We start from the raw sequence: 19,582 nt of genomic DNA, 5'->3' as shown, positions 1-19,582 counted from the left end.
GTTTGAAACAAAGACCAGTCCACCACTAGGAATAGTGTGTAAGACTGGTCTTTGTTTATATAAATGTGCTTAAAAGCTTAGTCAAAACTTGTCTGCTGAACATAAGATGATAAGAATAACTACTTTTAAAGGATGCGTGAGCAGTATGAAACCTTTACATCAGTCCAAAAGTAAACATAAACGCAGTCATGCCGTACAAAAATCAGCAGTCAGAACGACGTCCACGATCGCTGCACAAGCAGCAGCTCATTTAGGAACACCGGTATGTATTGGGCTTAAAGATGGTTCCGTATACTACGGTATTTTGGAAGACATTGAGGCCAATCAAGTCATTCTCCAAGGCTTCAAAGCAACAAAAAAGCTTCCACGCAATAAAAGCAAATCCAAAGCCCAAATCTCTAGTTTAGGCAGCTTAGGTGGATTGGGTAACATGCTTGGGATGTTAGGCGGCGGAGGGCTTGGCGGCTTGCTTGGTGGAGGAGGATCAGGTGGAGGTCTTGGGGGGCTACTTGGCGGAGGTGGTTCTGCAGGCGGCCTCTTTGGAAACATCGGCAGTTTTATGAAGATGGGCATGGGTGTTATTTCGTTTATAATGCCATTAATGAAAAATTTCTCGATTTAAGTGACGAGCAGCGTCCCACTCTAGCCCAATTCACATCTGTCTCTGCACCGGCAGCAGCTCCCTGACAATTAGGGAGCTGCTTTTTTACGGACGCTGAGTTGGCGTGGAGAAACTGAATCTCCCTCACCACTGCATTTTAAACACAAAAAGTCGGAAAAGTCATGTATTTCCTCTGGAAATTAACTTCCATTCATACACCAATCGGTATACGCTCTAAGTTGAAGTCTTCGCTCCAAACTAAACTTTCGAACGGTTGGTGAGAGCATGTTCCGAGCAATGAAAGAAGGTCTGGCAAGAAGTTTAAGCAAAACGATGGGTGGACAAGGCCGCTTTTACAAAAAGAGTCTGATAACGATCTTCATCGTCTCGGGTATTCCTGGGCTACTGATGGGCGTCCTCGTGTATTGGATGGCAGGTGGGCGTGTGGAAAGTGAGCTGCTTCAACTCCATTATCGGCAAATTGAACAACGGTCACAAAATATCGACGACCAATTAGGCAATCTGGAGCTGCTGCTATCCCATTGGGCGTTTGATAATAAATTTGACTATAGTTTAAATGGGTTTGATTTTGTAAGGAATTTCGAACGGACACAGGATATTACCAGAACGCTGGTCGCCATGCAGGGATCTAATGCGATGGTGAAGCATGCTGAATTATACGTGGGTGGAACAAGCTCTGTTCTGTTCAACCCTGAATATATGAAGATCGATAATCGTACAGCAGCGACAGCATCTAGATATGAACCTCTCATCCACGGTCAAAATACGACCTACTGGACGCAATGGTCATTTGATGCGAATCGTCCTGATAACAAAGATTTAACGCTCGTTCATCAAGTTCCGGGTGGAAGTTTGAAACCGTTCGGGGTCTTAGTTTTCCGTTTTGATAGTCAGAAGGTGGCCAATATGCTCAATACGCTAACGCCTTATGATGGCGGGGAGACGTTTCTGATTCAGAACGCTGGTGAACTGTTCGTTTCAGCAAACGGGCATACGTCGTCATCTCCATTTGTAAGCGCTCTTCGTGACAAAATTGACTCACTAAAAGGAAATAAAGGTTCCTTTTTTATGGATTGGAAAGGCTCTACATACACGGTATCGTACGGTAGTTTGGCCAGAATTGCGGAAGATTGGACCTATGTATCCGCATCGCCGATTTCGAGTATCACATCACCGGTAGTCTTTATTTCCAAGTTGATTATCACGGTAAGTCTTGCTGTATTACTGCTTGCGGCTATTCTCGCATGGCTGGCTTCACGTCGCATTTATTTGCCTGTCAAAAGGCTTGTTGCGATGCTGGGTGGAAACACGACTCACCACGAGAATGCGGACGAATTCACATTGCTGGAGTCGAAGTGGATGAATTTGCATAACGAGAGTCTCGAGCTGAACACGAAGCTGACAGAACAGCTTCCCCACCTCAAGGACAGCTTTCTGCACCAACTGCTGCAAGGATATTTGAATGCGTATTCAGAAGATGATTTACGACATCGAATGGAGCGTTTTAAGTGGGACGTGAAGCATAAACAATTCGTTGTCCTCTATGTCCAGTTGATTGGGATGTCGAGCATGGAGGGGAACTTCCGGTTAGGTGAAGAGGGACTTGTTACTTTTGCGGCCGTGAATATGATTGATGAGCTGGCGGCTCAGTATTTTGACAAGTGTCATACCCTAAACTTTCACGATTTAACAGCGGGTATTCTTCTCATCCTGCCTGAGGATCAATCTTATACGGAAGCCACCCAAGCTTTTAGTGACGATTTGAAGCAGTCGATTAACCGTATTTTGAAAATGCGCATGACCATGGCGATCAGCCGGCCAGTATCACTGATTTCAGATGTCCCAATCGCATTTGAACGAGCGAAGCAAGCGGTTAGCTATCGTTACTTCGAGAATGTGAATCAGATTATCGATTTGGAGCATGACAATTATGCAGGAGATGAAGACATGGAGTTGCAATATCCATTTACACAGGAGCGGGAGCTCATTCAAGCAATACGGACAGGAAAAGAAGGGGAAGCAAGTGAGATGCTGGTGTCTTTCTTGGAGGTTTTAACCTGCAAAGGGGCCAAAGAAATTGAGGTTCAGCAAGGGATGCTGCATTTGCTTGGCAATGTTCAGCACGCCATCATGGTGTCCGGAATTAATCCGAATCGCCTCTTCAAGGGTGCGAACTTATATGAACAGCTTTCCCAGATTCGAGAGTCTACAAGAATTCTTGCCTGGTTTCAGGATAAAGTGCTAAGTCCCTTCATGAGGGAGATGTCTGGTCGTTCGGACGCGCAAGTGAAACGCATTATCGAACAAGCGATGATTTATTTGCAAAATAATTACAGACAAGATATTTCGCTTGATAATTGTGCGGAGCATACGGGGACGAATCCATTTTTCCTTAGCAGATCCTTTAAGCAAGTGACCGGCAAAAACTTTATCGATTACTTGACGGAGCTGCGCATGGATAAAGCCAAAGAACTGCTAAGAGATTCGGAAATGCGAATCAATGATGTCGCCGATCAGGTCGGATACCAACATACGTATTTCAATCGGATTTTCAAAAAGCTGGAAGGCATGACGCCAACGCGCTATCGTGAGCTCAGTCGAACAACTTAGCAACAATGTATGAGTTTGCCAATAAAGTGCAAACCGCTAAATCGCTGTTTAGCAATAATGTCCGCTTGTTCGCAAGAGATCTCYTTTCTACAATAGGGCTACATGTGAAAAGGAGATGATTCGCTTGGCTTCGAATTCGGCAATTAAGCTGCGTTGGTTAAACAAAGAGGCATCAAAGCCTGTAGGGATAACATGGGGAATACCATGGCGTGAGGGTGAGCTTGGACGAGATGAGTCATTGCGTTTGGATACGGATGACGGCCAAGGAGCCGTACCCGTCCAAAGCTGGCCGACGGCTTACTGGCCGGATGGCAGCGTGAAATGGTCTGCGCATGCGGCGGCAGTCCTTCCCGGTTCTGGTGAAGGGTTTGCTATTCGCAAAGGCAAGGGTCCCGAGTCGGATAAGCAAATTACCGTAACGGAAACGGATGATACTATTACGCTGGATACAGGCGTCATGATTTGCACAATAGGCAAGCAGGGGAAACAATGGCTTCGCAGCATCGTTCGTGAGGGCAACGAAATATGCAGTGGCGGCGAGTTGATTGGCTTGAAAGAAGGAATGAGCGAGGCGTCAGGTGTACGGATAAGTCGTGAGGAGGCTTTCGAAAGCCGTGTCCTACGCGCTGTTGTTGAACAAGCCGGACCGATTCGGGCCGTCGTTAAGCTGGACGGCAGACTCCGCTCGACGACGGGAACAAGAGAGTGGCTGCCTTTTACACTGCGTATGTATGTGTATGCGGGGCAGGAAACAATTAAACTCGTGCATACGTTTCATTATGATGGAAATCCTCATGAGGATTTCATTAAAGGTCTAGGCATTCGCTTCGCGGTGCCGATGAGAGGGGCCCAATACAATCGGCATATTCGTTTTGCAGGGGATCGTGGCTATTTCAGCGAATCCCCCAAAACCTTACATACCCGTCGAACCAAAGGGAAGTATAGAGCGTTATTTGAGCGTCAAACGGCAGGCGAATTAACGACATTTGACCCCGCAGAGGATGCGTATTTCCTTGGGCTGCTGGATGATTCGGCAACGTGGGATAGCTTTAAAATCGTACAAGATTCATCCGAGCATTACCGTATTTGGAAGCGGACGAAACCCGGATGCAGCTGGGTCAAGGTAACAGATGGCGCGCGCGCTGGCGGTCTGGGCTATGTCGGCGGTGAAGGCGGCGGCTTAGCGGTGGGATTGCGACACTTCTGGGAGAAGCATCCATCTAGCTTTGAGGTACATGGTACAGCAGCTTCAGAGGCTGCATTAACGATCTGGTTGTGGTCCCCGGACGGGACACCGATGGACCTTCGCCATTATGATACAGAAACACACGTGGAATCTTCGTATGAAGGGGCTGAAGAGTTACGGGCAACACCCTACGGAATTGCGAATACGAGTGAATTGATGCTGTGGTGTACGAGCGAGACGCCGGGCATGGAGATGTTGCAGCACATGCAGGAAGAGTCGCAAGATCCATCCCTTCTTATTTGCGAGCCTGGGTATTATCACGAGTCAGGTGCCTTTGGCTATTGGAGTTTACCAGACCGTAGTCATCCAGTGAAAGAGCAACTAGAGAATAGGCTGGATGGCATTATTACCTTTTATCAAGATGAAGTTGAGCAACGAAAGTGGTATGGATTCTGGGATTATGGCGATTACATGCATAGTTATGATCCTGTCAGGCATGTATGGAACTATGATTTAGGCGGTTGTGCTTGGCAAAATACAGAGCTTGCGCCCAACATGTGGCTATGGGTGATGTTCCTGCGGACGGGTCGAGCGGATATCTTCCGGATGGCAGAAGCGATGACTCGGCACACAAGTGAAGTAGACCTGTACCATTTTGGCGAATATGCGGGACTCGGCTCTCGGCATAATGTGGTCCATTGGGGCTGCGGCTGCAAGGAGGCTCGCATCGGGATGGCGGGCTTACATCGGTACTTCTATTATTTGACCGCCGATGAGCGGGTCGGGGATATTATGGATGAAGTGCGTGATTCGGATTTCACCACGGTGAATTTGGATCCGATGCGCGCTTACTTTCCGAAGGATGAGCATCCAACGCATATCCGTGTGGGACCGGATTGGGCGGCTTTCAGCTCGAACTGGATGACACGTTGGGAGCGCTATGAGGATACGTCGTATCGGGATAAAATCTTGGTGGGCATCAATTGTATTAAGGATGCTAATTATGGGCTTATCTCTGGCCCGACCTATGGGTATGATCCGAAAACAGGTGTACTCTCGCCACTTGGTGACGATAATTKGGGCAGACATTTGGCCATTTGTATGGGAGGACCGCAGGTGTGGTTCGAACTTGCTGGCATGTTGAAGGATCCCGAATGGGAAGACATGATGGCGGAGCTTGGCGTGTATTATAATCAAACACAGGAGCAGAAGGATAAGCTGACCCATGGTCAGATATCCACGAATAATTTCGAGCATCCTGTGCTCAGTGCAGCAATCACTGCGTATGGAGCCTTTTATAAGCGGGACGATGAGACGGCTGAGAAGTGTTGGGCTATTTTGCTGGGAAGCGCATTCGCTAAGGTTGATCTTCAGGAGGAAGCGTCTATCGTCACGCATGTGGATACTTTGCAAGAGATCGATTGGATGAGTACGAATGAGGCCGCACAATGGTCATTGAATACGATTATCGCACTTGAGCTTATATCGGATTGGCTACCTCAATAGACAGGAGAGATGGGCTGTGGAACAAGCGAGCAAAGAGCCTTATTTGATTGGTAAAATAGACATTCGTGAGGCTGGTCCGCGCTGCAAAATGCTTCTAGGCGACCTGAACGGTGACGGTCGCATGGAGATGCTGTTGGTGCATCCTGACAACCGTCAGGATGTTCGATATATTCCCCATCAGGTGCAGTGCCTGACGGCATTTGATCTGGAGGGCAATCTGCTGTGGCAGACAGGCAAGCCCGATTCCGGAGCTGGAAGTGCAGGGTCCGACTACCCTGCACAAATCGCTGACATCGACGGCGATGGTCAGCTAGAAGTACTTTGCGTGATGGATGGGCGCTTTCTCATCCTGAACGGGAGGACTGGCGAGGTGAAAGCCTCGCACGAGCTGCCGCATGAGCACGCCCATGATTGCATCATCGTGGCGAATTTGACTGGCGGGGCATATGCGAGTGATATTATCTTGAAAGACCGCTATCACACGATGTGGGCGCTCGATCGTCATTTTAATCTATTATGGACGCATGAAGGAAATCCTGGTCACTTCCCATGGGTATACGATTTGGATGGTGATGGGAAAGACGAGGTCATGGCTGGCTATGATCTGTTGGACCATGATGGTCAGAAGCTGTGGAGCTGTCAGGATCTCGATGATCATGCTGATTGTATCTGGGTCGGAGATGTGAATGGAGATGGCCATCCAGAGTTAGTGATCGGCGGAAGTGTCACAGTGATGTATGACCGCTTCGGCAAAGAGCTCTGGCGCTATGAAGGCTCGATTGAATCGCAGCATATCGCCTTGGGCAGGTTCTGCAGCGATAAACCTGGGTTGCAAATTGCTGGGTTGGATCGACTCGTCCGTGAGGATGATGGGAAGGGATTGAAGGGGAAGGACGGTTTGTTTTTGCTGGACAGTGAAGGTCAAGAGATCTGGAAAGAAGATCGTCAAACCGATGGTTGGTTGACGATTATTGAGCCACTTCGCGGATGGAAAGCTGATGCTGCAGATCTGATCCTTGCTTATCGCAGAGGCGGTGGTGTATGGCCATCCTTATATGATGGGGAAATGAACGTTGTTGTTGAATTTCCGCTAAATGGATATGCTGTTCATGCCGATGTATGTGGTAGTGGGACAGAGCAAGTGATCATTTATAATGACGGAACTGCCGCCATTTATGCAAGTAGGCCGCTTGCATTGCGAGAGGGACTATCCGGTACACAACTGCCGCAGCCCAAACGTTTGTCCAGCTCAACCTTATATCCTGGCGGCGAAATTCCGTTATAAGAGAAAGGAAATCTACGATGACACACGCATTGAAGTTCGATTTCGGGGTCGGTAGTGCTGACATAGGATATACGAAGATCACCCCACTTACTCAGTACGAGAAATCGGTAGGATATGGATTTAGCCATGTGAAGAATGTGCATGCCAAGGATCGAGAGGAGCCTAGCGCGTTGCGCAGAGATTTCTGCATCCCGCTGGACACTTCGTTTCTGGTGGATGTTCCTGACGGGACCTATCGCGTTTCGATCCTGTTAGGCGATGAGATCRCTGAAACAGAAACAACAATTACCACAGGTGAAGGAAGGCTTGTGCTTCATAAGCAACGTACTTCGGCGGGGCATTTTGCCCGTTCGAGTTTCTCTGTATGGGTGACAGGTTCTCAGTTGAAGCTTACGTTCACAGGTAGAGCACCGCGCATCAATGCGCTGGAAATCGAGCCTGTGCCTACAGCTTGTACGCTGTTTCTAGCAGGAGATTCAACCGTGACCGATCAGCCGACTGACGGGTATCCGTACGCAGGCTGGGGACAAATGCTCCCCTTATTCGTCAAAGCAGATGCAGCGGTAGCCAATTATGCCTTGTCGGGACGCAGCTCCTTGAGTTTCATAGGCGAAGGTGTCTTGGATACGATTTGGGGCAAAATCAAGCCCCACGATTACCTGCTCATCCAATTCGGTCACAATGACCAGAAGCCGGATGAAGCGCGGTTTACGGAGCCATTTTCCACCTACAAGGAAACGCTGAAAATCTATATCGACGGCGCTCGGGAGCGAGGCGCATATCCGATTCTGATCACATCCGTGCAACGACGGTTTTTCGAGGAAGATGGTACGCTGCGTGATACACACGGCGATTACCTGATCGCGATGCGTGAGTTGGCTGCGGCGGAAGAAGTGCCATTGATCGATCTTGCAGCTAGCAGCAAGGCATTGTTTGAAGCTTTAGGGCCAGAGGGAACGAAACGGCTATTCATGTGGCTGGCGCCAGGTGAATTCATGAATTTCCCGGATGGCGTGGAAGACAACACGCATTTCCAGCAGCAAGGCGGGATTGAAGTCGCGAAGCTGGTTCATGCCGGCTTGAAGGACTTGAAGCTGCAGCCGCTCAGCTTGTATTTGCGGTGATTCAGGGCGCACCATTGCTGCCCAAATAGAGTGGAAAAGGAGCTAAGCGTGTTTGCGCTTAGCTCCTTTTCTTTGTGGATTTGTGGCTACGGCGATCGCCTCGAAGCACCAGACTCATCGCGCGTAGCGCTGAAAAACACGCTTACAGCAGTGTTATGCGCCCGAATCGCCATCTCCCCGAGCTGTAACGATCAAAAACACGCTTACAGCAGTGTTATGTGCCCGAATCGCCATCCACCTGCGCTGTAACGATGAAAACACGCTTACAGCAGTGTTATGTGCCCGAATCGCCATCCACCTGCGCTGTAACGATGAAAAACACGCTTACAGCAGCGAAATGCGCCCGAATCGCCATCTTCCAACTTGCCTCCCACCCCCACCATCGCGTTGCCACGATGAAATAAATGGTCAAAGATGCAAAAATACACTTATTTTAAGCGAGATAGGCTGAATTTAGATGAATTAGTGCAAAAAGGCAACCTTTTGGACCAAAAAGTCCCAAAATAATCCAACCCTCCAGAAATAGTTGCCTATTCGCACGTATTTCAGCAAGTTAAGCTACTCCGATTTAAAAGGATGCTCTTTTGCACTTTTGAGGCCCACACAAGTGTACACGACTCAAAAAAGAAAAGTTGGAGGAGTAACGATCTGGTGTATTGTTCTTCCATCTTCACAAAAAAAGAAGCCCCCMGCCACTTCCATGGCTTATGGGGGACCGTTTTTTCTTTGACTACTGAATGTTGATGTTCGTAATCAGCGCACCTGTGCCTTTCAGCGTTATGGCGTGATTTTGCACCAAATTGGACATGTTGCCAGTAATAGTTACGGATGAGGACACGTTGTAAGTCGTTGTTACGTTGCTTCCATTTGTTCCTGTTTGGTTAATGGTGATTGTGGCGATTTTACCTTGATTCGTAAAGGTTACACTGTTAAATGTGCCAGACACACTAAAGTTCTGAGTGTTACCATTGGTGAGTTGCGTGACTTCCGCATAGATGGCTGAATTATTGTAGGAGCGGATTTTGACAATATCACCTGGTTGCAAAGCTGAACCGCTGACTTGGGTGCCGCTGCGATAGATGAAAGCTTTGTCGTTCAAATTAATCGCTTGCGCCTGATTGCCACTGACAAGCACGATGAGATTGTTTGTAGCTGAAATGATCGTACCTGTGAGCTGGGCAATGGTTGGCTGTGTAACCGAGGTGCCATCAGCACGCTGTAGGACTTCGGCATGGAGCACAACGCCGTTATAGTAATGCACTTTAATCACTTGACCTGGCAGCAATACGCCGCTTGTCGTTTGAACACCATCGGAGTAGATCGAGGTGTTTGCGTGAAGCTGCAGGCTGTAAGATTGTCCGCCACTCGTGAGCGTGAGTAAGTTGTTGCTGATCTGGCCAGCAATCGTACCGGTCATCTCACCTGTCGTCGTTACCGGAGAGACACTTTTGGTTACTTCAATAACAGCAGCCATATGATTGTAAGCGTACGTTGTTAGGATATCGCCAACCTGAAGCGCTGAAAGAGTTGTAAATGCACCATTTTTGTAAACGATGGTATTACTGTTCAGTGATACGCCTTGAAGTTGGTTAGACGTGGTTAGAAGTAACGTATTATCACTAATCGGATAAGTCATCGTGCCGGTTAAAGTCGAAGCGAAATTCGTTGGTGTTCCAACGGTGCCCACAGATTGCGTGACTTCTACATAACTGATGCCATAGTTGTAGGAGCGCGTGCTTACGATGTCACCTACTTGCAAGCCTGCGGCCGTCGTCGGAGTGCCATTACGGAAGTAAAGCACATTGCTATTCAAAGGAAGGGAAATCGTTTGCCCATTAGTTAAAAGGGTGAGTGTATTACCAGTTACCGCTGAAGATACCATGCCCGTTTTTACACCTACAGCTTGAGTAGGCGTTGTCGGGTTGCCGCCAGTTGGCTGGGAAACTTCAATGTAAATGATGGAATTGTCGTTGGAACGAATCTTAAGGACGTCCCCAATTTGCAAAGCGGAAGGACTGACTTTGGCACCATTTCGGTAAATAAAAACATCGGGATTTAATGTCAAATTAATGTTTTGACCGTTCGTTCGGACGGTTAGTACATTACCATTGACTGGCGAGACGACAGTTCCTGTCACGAGTCCATCAATGCTGCCCGGCAATTGATTGCCTGCACGATCCAACAAGGCGGCAATTTGTGCACGAGTTACAAGCTGTTTAGGGCGGAATGTATTGTCCTCAAAGCCGTTCACGAGACCTTTATCGACGGCAACCTTAACATATCCCACCGAACCCGCAGGTACGCTAGATGCGTCGGAGAAAGGAAGCCTTGCGTTCATGTTGGCTTCAGCTTCGTCTTGAAGCTTCAAAGCTTTCACGAGGAGCGTTGTGGCCCAGAGGCGATCAGCAGGTTGATTTGGATTGACGTTCGTATCGGTTTCGGCGAAAAGATCGTTCTCCAATGCGACAGCTACGTAGCCGACGGCCCACGCAGGTACATTGGCTGCATCATTGAAATTCAGCTTAGTCGCTTTTTCTTGATCGGATTCGGCTTGATCGCGGAGTCCCATTAACCGTACAGCTGCTGTAATGGCCTCAATGCGTGAGACCGTTTCTTGCGGTTTAAAAGTACCATCGGGATACCMATCGAAAATACGCCTAGAGACTAGACTCATAATGTAGCTTAAGGCMCAATCGAATTCTTTCCCTTTGATGTCTTTGAAGTCAAATTTGATAGGTGCTTGTGGGCGTTTGTCATACGATTGGCGTGCGTTGTTGTTACGATCATCGTCCTTGTGGTCGCGACCGTTCTGAGCGAAGGCTGTTGTGCCAGTCGTCATAACAAGTGTGAGGGCTAGCGTGGGGATAAGCAGTTTTTTCATTCGCGAATGCTTCATCTTCTTCTTCTCTCCTTAATAAAATATATGAGTAGAAAATTGCGACCCTGCGGTGCGTGCTTGAGTTAGTCAATCTTACTAACAGCATTCGGGAGTAGATGGGTTTTTCTGGGTGTTGATTTTAAAAAAAGGAAAATTAAATTCAACTGAATCGGTTTCTATCGCTGAATATCATTAGCTTGGTTGCGCTTTCGCGATTTAGAAGCTATTTCTTGGTGTATTTTCAAAGATTCCGCTACAATCTTCGGTCTTATTTCCTAAAAAAAGTAATATATTTTTCTTAAAACAATCCGAATTGAGAAGGAAAATAAAGCTGTATGAAGTAAGTAATAGAAGGTAAATATTTCTGGTTCAACGCTTGTTGCCCACTGATCTCTCACCCGTCAGTAATCCTAGCATAGTATGTAGGAAGGTGGTGATGAAAAGTGACAAATACAATTGAGGGCTGGATAATTTACACGTTGTGGGGTATTTTTGGCTTCATGTTGATTGATTTTCTGATTGCGTTCTTCAAATCCTTCTGGGTTGGCTCCTTTGGTCCTACACTCGTGTTAGGTTATTTGAAAGATGTCCTATACTATGTGCTGCCACTGACGGTCCTATTATCTATGATTTCTTTCGATCCAACAGGGTGGATTGTGGTGATTTTCTATTTCATTTGCGGTCTCGCTGTGATGACCAAGTACGTGCTCGATATTATTAAAAGATTCCAATAACCGTTGCTGTGGCCCTGCTTCTTGCGGGGCCAAGAATGTTGTTTTTTCATAGGGATATTCAAACTTAATCATATGAAGGAAGTGTAGCCATGAGGAGATATCAATGGATTAGATGGCGAAAGTTCATCCTCTGGCTAGCAGCCATCGTGTTGTTTGGCGGGCTGCTATGGGCAGGTGGGCCAACCGCTTGGGGGATAGCAATAAGTGTCGCGTCGTTGCTGATGCAACTGGTATTCGCTATGGCCTTTATGATCATTCAATTTGTTGCCTTGTTCTGGTTCCTTGCTCGAGGACGAACGTATTGGATTCTGCCTGGAGAAACCGGATCGACATGGGATGATTATCGTGGAAACCCTGAAATTGTGGAAAATGCGAAACGGATTGTTACCCTGCTTAAAGGTGTCAAAGAGTTCAAGGAAATGGGCGGCGAAGCTATTCGCGGATTATTGCTTTGTGGACCGCCAGGAACAGGGAAGTCATATTTAGCACAGGTTATTGCGAATGAAGCACAAGTTCCTTTTGCTTACGCGTCTGCACCAAGCTTTCAGAATATGTTCTTCGGTGTAGGTAACCTCAAGGTGATGGGGATTTACAAAAAGGCCCGCAAGCTTGCGCGCGTCTACGGCGCTTGTATCATCTTTATTGACGAGATCGATGCGATTGGGATGAGTCGTCAAGGCGGCGGTGGCGGTATGGGCATGGGGATGATGGGGATGGGTGGAGGTTCAGGCCTTCTGAACGAGCTGCTCCTGCAAATGGACCCACCTAATATTGATACCTCCAAAATTGTAAAGATGCTGCGCTCTCTAGGACTACGTCGTAAAAAGGCAGAACGCCCGCCAGTGCTAACGGTAGCTGCTACCAACTTGCCTGATGTGCTCGATTCAGCCTTGCTGCGACCAGGTCGTTTCGATCGACAACTCTGGGTGGATGTACCGGATTACGACGGTCGGGTTGATATTTTCCAATACTATTTGAAAAAGGTCAAGCTGGACGCATCGTTAACTGCGGAAAAAGCGGGTCTTGATTCCATCGGTTACAGCCCAGCTCAAATAAAACATATCGTCAACGAAGCTGTTGTTATCGCACATCAACGTGGCGCACAGGCGGCGAGTTATGAGGACTTCCGAGCCGCTATGGAGACTTATGAGTGGGGGCTCAAACAACCGCTTCGCTCGATGCGCGATGATGAGAAGCGGAATGTCGCTTATCACGAAGCGGGTCATGCAGTGGCACAATTTCTGTTGAAGCCTCATGAACGAGTTTGGAAAGTGACGATCATTCGACGTGGGGGCGCTCTTGGACTTTCGGCTACGAAAGAGACCCATGAGCGATATAACCGCAGCGATTCAGAGATGTTGGCAGAGATTCAGGTTTGTCTGGCTGCCCGTGCGGTAGAAGATGAATTTCTTCACAAGAAATTAAACGGCGTAACGTCAGATTTGCAGCATGCGACCCAAATTGCAGGTGCGTATCTGGGGATGCTGGGGATGGGCGATGAACTATTCAGCTTCTTAGCGGTCGGTTCGCGGACGGATGGACTTAAGGCACTGCGGCCACAAATTAATGAGCTGCTCAAAGAGCAAATGCTCGAGGTCAAGAAGCTCGTAAACGAATATACAGAGTTCGTCCACAAGATCGCGGAAGAGCTGCTGAAACGTGAAGATTTGACAGGTGATGAAATTGAAGAGATCTTCACTGAGCTTTATGGCGACTCGCGTCCTAGAGCAATTGAAGTGAAGCCTCTGCGGAAGTTTACGCTTGAAAAATCACTTGTCGTGATTGACGACATGGAAGAAGATCTCAAGGATTCGTAATCGGATGGACATTCCATCCTTTGAATTGCCTCCTTTTTGGCTATAGTGGTCAGAGGGAGGCTATTTTTTTTTGGCAAAAGATCGATTAAGGCTATCTAGAGAAGAAACTGAATCAAAGGAGAATTCGATCATGGACTATGATGCTATTGTAGTTGGAGCAGGACTCGCGGGTTTAGTGGCAACAGTGGAGATTGCGGATTCTGGTAAGAGGGTGCTGCTCTTGGATCAAGAACCGGAGGCCTCCTTTGGTGGACAAGCCTGGTGGTCATTCGGCGGCTTATTTCTAGTTAATTCCCCCGAGCAGCTCAGGTTGGGAATTAAAGATTCACAAGAGCTAGCTTGGCAGGACTGGCAAGGTTCAGCTGGATTTGATCGTGAAGACGACGAGGATTACTGGGGCCGCAAGTGGGCGGAGGCTTATGTCGAGTTCGCGTCTGGTGAAAAAAGGGAATGGCTGCATGTCATGGGGATCCGCTTCTTCCCAGTTGTCGGGTGGGCGGAACGCGGTGGTTATTTGGCAGATGGGCATGGCAACTCTGTGCCTCGCTTCCACATCGTTTGGGGGACAGGGCCTGGCATCGTTGAGCCATTCGAGAAGAGAGTCAGAGCGCATATGGCGAGTGGACTCGTTGTGTACCGACCGCGTCATCGCGTGAACGAGCTTATTCAAAGCGGTGGTGCTATCACGGGTGTTAGAGGTTCCGTGCTTGTGGCTAGCACGGCGGCTCGTGGAGAAGTGAGCTCACGTGAGGCAATTGGCGAGTTCGAATTCCATGCGCAAGCGGTCATCGTCAGCAGTGGCGGAATAGGCGCTAATCACGAGTTAGTCCGCCAATATTGGCCGAGTCGGCTTGGTGAAGCACCTAAGCGGATGCTCTCTGGTGTGCCCGCACATGTCGATGGCCGCATGCTGGCCATTACGGAGCAATCCGGAGGTCGGATTGTGAATCGCGACCGGATGTGGCACTACACAGAAGGGATCAAAAATTGGAATCCCGTATGGCATAACCATGGTATTCGTATTCTTCCGGGTCCCTCCTCAATCTGGTTAGATGCACGGGGTCAGCGTTTTCCAGCCCCTAACTTCCCGGGGTTTGATACCTTKGGAACTTTGGAGACTATCCAAAAGTCTGGATACGACTATTCTTGGTTTATTTTAACCCAGAAAATCATTGAAAAAGAATTCGCGTTGTCAGGCTCCGAACAAAATCCCGATTTAACAGAGAAAAGTATCCGTAAAGTGTTGTCTCGAGCACTGCCAGGAGCGATGGCTCCGGTGCAAGCTTTTATGGATAAGGGAGAGGATTTCGTCGTTGCTCCGACATTGGCTGAGCTGGTCTCTGGGATGAATGCGTTGACGGAGGAGAAATTGCTTGATTTTGACCATATTGAACGGCAAATCAAGGCGAGAGATCGGGAGATCGCGCATCCCTTTACCAAAGATCTGCAAATCACAGCCATTCGAGGCGCTCGTAACTATATCGGGGATAAATTAATTCGTGTTGCGAAGCCGCATCGTCTATTGGACCCTGCTAATGGACCGCTTATCGCGGTGCGATTGAATATCGTAAGTCGTAAAACGTTGGGAGGCTTACAAACGGACTTATCCGGTCGTGTGCTGAATCAGGCGGGAGAGGTGATTCCTGGGCTATATGCTGCCGGAGAGGCAAGCKGTTTCGGAGGTGGAGGCCTTCACGGGTATCGCGCGTTGGAGGGGACGTTTCTCGGAGGGTGCTTATTTACTGGCCGAGTAGCGGGACGAGCTGTTGCGAAAGAGCTCAATAAATCCCAGAGCAGCTCGTGATATAATGATCAGAGCATACAAACAAAGGAGAACATCAGGGATGAATCACATTGTGAACTGGAAAAATGGTGCTCACGGGCATACATTTATAGCTTCTTTTAGCGGGGGAAAGGATAGCGTTCTGGCGCTGTATAAATCAATGAAAGTTGGCGAAGCGATCGGACTCATCGTCATGCTGGAGGAAGAAGGGAAACGTTCCAGATCTCACGGGATGCCTCCAGAGCTTATTCGCGCCMAAGCAGACTCCATCGGCTTACCCGTTTATACGGCTGCTGCCAGTTGGGATGACTATGAAGACGTGTTTATGGGCCTTTTGGAACAAGCCAAACGTCAAGGTGCAGAAGTGTTAGTCACCGGAGACTTGGATATGCCTGTTGAAGGCTGTTGGCATGACAAAGTTACCAAGAATGCTGGCCTAAAACTTGGCATGCCGCTATGGAGAATGGACCATGCCCAAGCCGTGAAAGAGTTTATAGATCTGGGGTTTGTTTCCGTCCTGGTTACGGTGAATTTGTCGTTAGGGATGCGGGAAGAAGATCTGGGACGCACGCTAACCCACGATTACATAAAAGAACTGCAAGCTCGYGGTATAGACCCGTGTGGTGAAGGCGGCGAGTTCCATACAACAGTAATTGATGGTCCTATTTTCAAGCATTCTATACCTGTTCGCAAGGGCAGCATTGTTAGAAATGGGGAGTATGCTTTTATGCCATTGGAGTTGCTGGTTACGAATTGAGGTGTAGTAAAGTAAGAGATAGGGAAATCGGATATCCTCCAGGATGCGGAGCTCTTCACGAGTATCGCGCGCTTGAGGGGGATGTTCTTTTTACCATGATATGTTGATTGTGAGTAGAGTTGGGGGAGTAGGAGCAAGAGTAGAAGTAGAAGTAGAAGTAGAAGTAGAAGTAGAAGTAGAAGTAGAAGTWGAAGTAGAAGTAGAAGTAGAAGTAGAAGTAGAAGTAGAAGTAGAAGTAGAAGTAGTGCTCAGTTGAGTAGCTAGCTTTCAAATAGATGTAAAATGTACAGCTAATTTTGCCGTAACGGTTGGGAGTTATTGAATAGATGGATAACCTACAGTTAAATTGAGCAAGATTGGAGTTTTAGTGGATTTTGGAAGAAATTAACTGTAGGAAATCCATCTAATGCTCTTAAATGGACAAAATGAGCAAAAATAGCTACATAAAATCCATTAATTTGTTTGCTGCGTCTGAGAAAAGGCAGACGGTTGATGCATAGGTAGCAGAAGTAGGTATTAAGTAGAAGTAAGGCATGCTTATTTCTTTTTAGTATGGGTATATGGGTATTTAACTTCAAAGCTGCGCCAAAACTGCAATAAAGCAGCTTTGACGGAGCTTTGCACGTAAAAAAGAAAAAACTGCAAATAAGCAGTTTTTTCGTAATCCAATCATGAAATCAGAAGATCATGAGCAATTGATTCTCTGTAGCAGTTTTCAGCATTTCTCATCCGCAATTTTCCTCACCCGTTAATCGCACTAACACGCAAACGACTCAAATCAACCTTATCCCCCGTAGGATCACTAATCTCAACTGTCACTTGCTCACCGGCACGCAGATCGAAGAAGTTGTCGCTGAAGCGAATGTTACCCTGTGGCAGATCCAGTTTCACCATCCGCGCATGTGCACCATTAGCGGTAATATGCACAGCTTGCGCTTCTACATCGACGTTCACGCTGAGCGAAGTCGCAGGGAACTGAAGATCTTTCTGGTCGCGCAGATAATGAAGATTATCGGGCGCAGCCCAGTCGGACGTGTGAACGCGGACAACAACCTGCTCCGCGGATGCTCCATTTAAGACCGCTGCCTCTGGCAAACTTCCCAGCTGGATCGCAGAGTTCGCCGCCACGGCAGCATCGAACCCATGCGTAAACACGATCTCCCCGGCGAAGTTATAAACCGTTACGTGAACTTGCCCTTGTAACGCAGCCAACGTATCGTTGACAGCCCATACGTTCAAGTCCTGCCCAGGCTCATGATCGATCGAGAGCAGCAACGGGTGATAGAACTTCTTCGCATAGTAGAACGAAGCCTTAGGCAATAATTCATAATCAATGAGCGACCAGCTCGTGCCTGGCCAGCTATCGTTCAATTGCCAGATGAGGGAACCGCTCGTGCGGTGCTTGTTCCGACGATAATGCTCAATACCATACTTCAAGCCTTCGGCTTGTGTCAGCATGGAGAAGTTCATATATTCCTCAATGTTGGTCGGAATACCTGTATATCCTTCCATAAGGAGAATACCCTTTTGGTGATTGGTATCTTTGTTGCGATAAGCCATCTCAACACTGTTCCAGTAGAATTGGCCATTTGGAATATTTTTCTCCAACGTGTAACGATTGGCAGAGGCGTGCATACCGAATTCGCTACTGAAGAGAGTGAAGTCTTTTTTGTAATTTTTGAACGTGACGCCTTGAATACTGTAATCAAGCAAAGGCACATCACCGAATTGACGCGGATACACGGAACCATGCCATACTTGCCAGTTATGGCGGTCGCCGACATCAGGATCGTTGGCATCATTGCCGCCAAATGGGGAAGATGGCCAGTAGGCACGACTGTCATCGAGCAGCTCAAGTGCATCAGGAATCAACTCGTGATAAATGATTTCCCCATAGAATGGACAGTTGATGTCACCGCCAGCGGATTTCATATCATACAGCCAGTCAATTTCATTATTCCCGCACCACAAAGCTAGGGACGTATAATTGCGCAAACGTTTGATGTTATAAATAACCTCATTCCGGACATTCTCCATGAAGTCACGGTTGAAATCAGGGAACAACGCATTCGCGAAGGCAAAATCCTGCCAAACCAGAACACCACGCTTGTCGCACTCCTCATAAAAGACATCCTTCTCATAGATGCCGCCAGCCCATACGCGCAGCATGTTCTGATTCGAAGTAACCGATAAATCAATTAAGTCTCGATAGCGTTGATCGGGAATACTTCCGATGAAGTGATCCGCTGGGATCCAGTTCGTACCCTTGGCGAATAGTTTGACACCATTGAGTACAAAAGCAAAGGCATTCTGACCTTCCGCATCCTTTACTTTCAGCTCAATCGTACGGATACCAATTGGTTTGCGATACGCATCAACTTGCTCACCGTCTGCATAGAGAACAACTTCCAGCTCGTACAAGTAAGGCTTACCGAGGTCGTGTGTCCACCAAAGTTGGGGATCAGCGACTTGTAAGATAAACGATTCAGATGACTGCACATTCCCTTGCGCCGAAGCAACAACTTGACCAGCTGCGTCCACTAAACGAATGTCACACGACTTTTGTACTCCTTTGCGAAGTGTAGTCACGTCGACATCGACTTGGACTTCAGCTTGCGTATCACGAATCGTGCGCGTTCTTGCAAAAACACTGTCCAGCTTCGCGCGGCGGTATCGTTCAATAAATACTTTGCCCCAGATCCCTACAGTGACCATACGTGGACCCCAGTCCCAGCCAAAGTTCATCGCAGCTTTGCGGAGCCAAGGGCGCTCTTTCGTATACGAGGACCATTGGAATAATTCTTTATCCTTGTTATGTAAATGCAAAGGATCGAATTTAACGGCAATTGAATTTTTACCATCCTGAATGACGCGTGTAACATCGAAGGTATGTGCCATCAACATGTTGTTCGTTGTTCCGATTTCTTTGCCATTCACATAGATCGTAGCAAACGTATCAAGACCTTCAAAGGTTAATTCATGCTTTTCTTTCTCATCGTTTCCATGCCCTAACGAGTAATTGAAGGAATGGCGGTACCACCATTCTTTTTGCTCGATCCAACGGCTTTTCGCATCATTGTGACCGAAATACGGATTCTCAATCAACTCTCGTACAATGAGGGCGGAATGGACATCCCCGGGAACTTTCGCTGTAATCCAGAAACGATCGTCTAACCATGCTGCCGCGACTTCAAGTGGCCGAACTTGTTCTACTTCGAACTGCTGCAATCGCCATAATCCTGATAGTTCCATCTGTGATTTCTCCTCTTAGACCATGATA

The 19,582-nt window shown here is 47.8% G+C and carries 13 protein-coding genes; 10 read left to right on the top strand and 3 right to left on the bottom strand.

The genetic code is table 11. The annotated features are described in order from the left end of the window. Positions 1–145: 145 nt before the first annotated feature. The 5 genes from AC1DLM_RS24765 to AC1DLM_RS24745 all read left to right on the top strand — a co-directional run bounded on the left by AC1DLM_RS24765 (position 146) and on the right by AC1DLM_RS24745 (position 8,333). A complete protein-coding gene (locus AC1DLM_RS24765) occupies positions 146–622 on the top strand; it encodes a hypothetical protein (RefSeq protein ID WP_477571462.1) in 477 nt (158 codons plus the stop codon). Between the two features lie 264 nt (positions 623–886). Next, the gene (locus tag AC1DLM_RS24760) at positions 887–3,232 is read left to right on the top strand and encodes a helix-turn-helix domain-containing protein (protein WP_477571461.1); all 2,346 of its coding nucleotides are present in this window, start codon (positions 887–889) and stop codon (positions 3,230–3,232) included. Between the two features lie 115 nt (positions 3,233–3,347). After that, positions 3,348–5,924 (top strand): exo-rhamnogalacturonan lyase family protein, encoded by a 2,577-nt coding sequence (locus tag AC1DLM_RS24755; protein ID WP_477571460.1) that lies wholly within the window; start codon positions 3,348–3,350, stop codon positions 5,922–5,924. 88 nt (positions 5,925–6,012) lie between these two features. After that, positions 6,013–7,209: an FG-GAP-like repeat-containing protein gene (locus AC1DLM_RS24750; RefSeq protein ID WP_441991278.1), complete on the top strand. Its 1,197-nt coding sequence runs from the start codon at positions 6,013–6,015 to the stop codon at positions 7,207–7,209. A 17-nt stretch (positions 7,210–7,226) separates the two neighbouring features. Further along, the gene (locus AC1DLM_RS24745) at positions 7,227–8,333 is read left to right on the top strand and encodes a rhamnogalacturonan acetylesterase (protein WP_477571459.1); all 1,107 of its coding nucleotides are present in this window, start codon (positions 7,227–7,229) and stop codon (positions 8,331–8,333) included. Between the two features lie 274 nt (positions 8,334–8,607). On the opposite strand, the gene AC1DLM_RS24740 is transcribed toward AC1DLM_RS24745, so the two are convergent. Continuing rightward, positions 8,608–8,745, bottom strand: a complete 138-nt coding sequence (locus tag AC1DLM_RS24740; protein ID WP_441991252.1) for a hypothetical protein — start codon at positions 8,743–8,745, stop codon at positions 8,608–8,610. Positions 8,746–9,063: 318 nt separating this feature from the next. Then, entirely contained in the window at positions 9,064–11,229 is a 2,166-nt protein-coding gene (locus AC1DLM_RS24735; RefSeq protein ID WP_477571458.1) for an S-layer homology domain-containing protein, read from the bottom strand. Between the two features lie 425 nt (positions 11,230–11,654). Here AC1DLM_RS24735 and AC1DLM_RS24730 point away from each other — a divergent pair, with 425 nt between their 5' ends. The 5 genes from AC1DLM_RS24730 to AC1DLM_RS24710 all read left to right on the top strand — a co-directional run bounded on the left by AC1DLM_RS24730 (position 11,655) and on the right by AC1DLM_RS24710 (position 16,558). After that, on the top strand, positions 11,655–11,945 hold the full coding sequence (locus AC1DLM_RS24730; RefSeq protein WP_441991254.1) for a hypothetical protein: 291 nt from the start codon (positions 11,655–11,657) through the stop codon (positions 11,943–11,945). 89 nt (positions 11,946–12,034) lie between these two features. Continuing rightward, entirely contained in the window at positions 12,035–13,762 is a 1,728-nt protein-coding gene (locus AC1DLM_RS24725) for an AAA family ATPase (RefSeq protein WP_441991255.1), read from the top strand. A gap of 130 nt (positions 13,763–13,892) precedes the next feature. Next, complete coding sequence (locus tag AC1DLM_RS24720; RefSeq protein ID WP_477571457.1) at positions 13,893–15,566, top strand: FAD-binding dehydrogenase; 1,674 nt, start codon at positions 13,893–13,895, stop codon at positions 15,564–15,566. Positions 15,567–15,606: 40 nt separating this feature from the next. Beyond that, positions 15,607–16,302 (top strand): Dph6-related ATP pyrophosphatase, encoded by a 696-nt coding sequence (locus AC1DLM_RS24715; protein WP_477571456.1) that lies wholly within the window; start codon positions 15,607–15,609, stop codon positions 16,300–16,302. Positions 16,303–16,411: 109 nt separating this feature from the next. Continuing rightward, positions 16,412–16,558, top strand: a complete 147-nt coding sequence (locus tag AC1DLM_RS24710) for a hypothetical protein (protein WP_477571455.1) — start codon at positions 16,412–16,414, stop codon at positions 16,556–16,558. 485 nt (positions 16,559–17,043) lie between these two features. On the opposite strand, the gene AC1DLM_RS24705 is transcribed toward AC1DLM_RS24710, so the two are convergent. After that, complete coding sequence (locus AC1DLM_RS24705; protein WP_441991259.1) at positions 17,044–19,554, bottom strand: beta-mannosidase; 2,511 nt, start codon at positions 19,552–19,554, stop codon at positions 17,044–17,046. Between the last annotated feature and the right edge of the window lie 28 nt (positions 19,555–19,582).

Source organism: Paenibacillus sp. 01T442, from assembly GCF_056398345.1.
The sequence above is the reverse complement of the archived record's forward strand: the minus strand, read 5'-3'. Positions and strand labels throughout refer to the sequence as shown.

What these genes read in the sequence shown, in the direction of transcription:
- AC1DLM_RS24760 (WP_477571461.1), top strand. Translation starts at nt 887, where the DNA reads ATGTTCCGAGCAATGAAAGAAGGTCTGGCAAGAAGTTTAAGCAAAACG.
- AC1DLM_RS24750 (WP_441991278.1), top strand. Translation starts at nt 6,013, where the DNA reads ATGCTTCTAGGCGACCTGAACGGTGACGGTCGCATGGAGATGCTGTTG.
- AC1DLM_RS24705 (WP_441991259.1), bottom strand. Translation starts at nt 19,554, where the DNA reads ATGGAACTATCAGGATTATGGCGATTGCAGCAGTTCGAAGTAGAACAA.
- AC1DLM_RS24725 (WP_441991255.1), top strand. Translation starts at nt 12,035, where the DNA reads ATGAGGAGATATCAATGGATTAGATGGCGAAAGTTCATCCTCTGGCTA.
- AC1DLM_RS24765 (WP_477571462.1), top strand. Translation starts at nt 146, where the DNA reads ATGAAACCTTTACATCAGTCCAAAAGTAAACATAAACGCAGTCATGCC.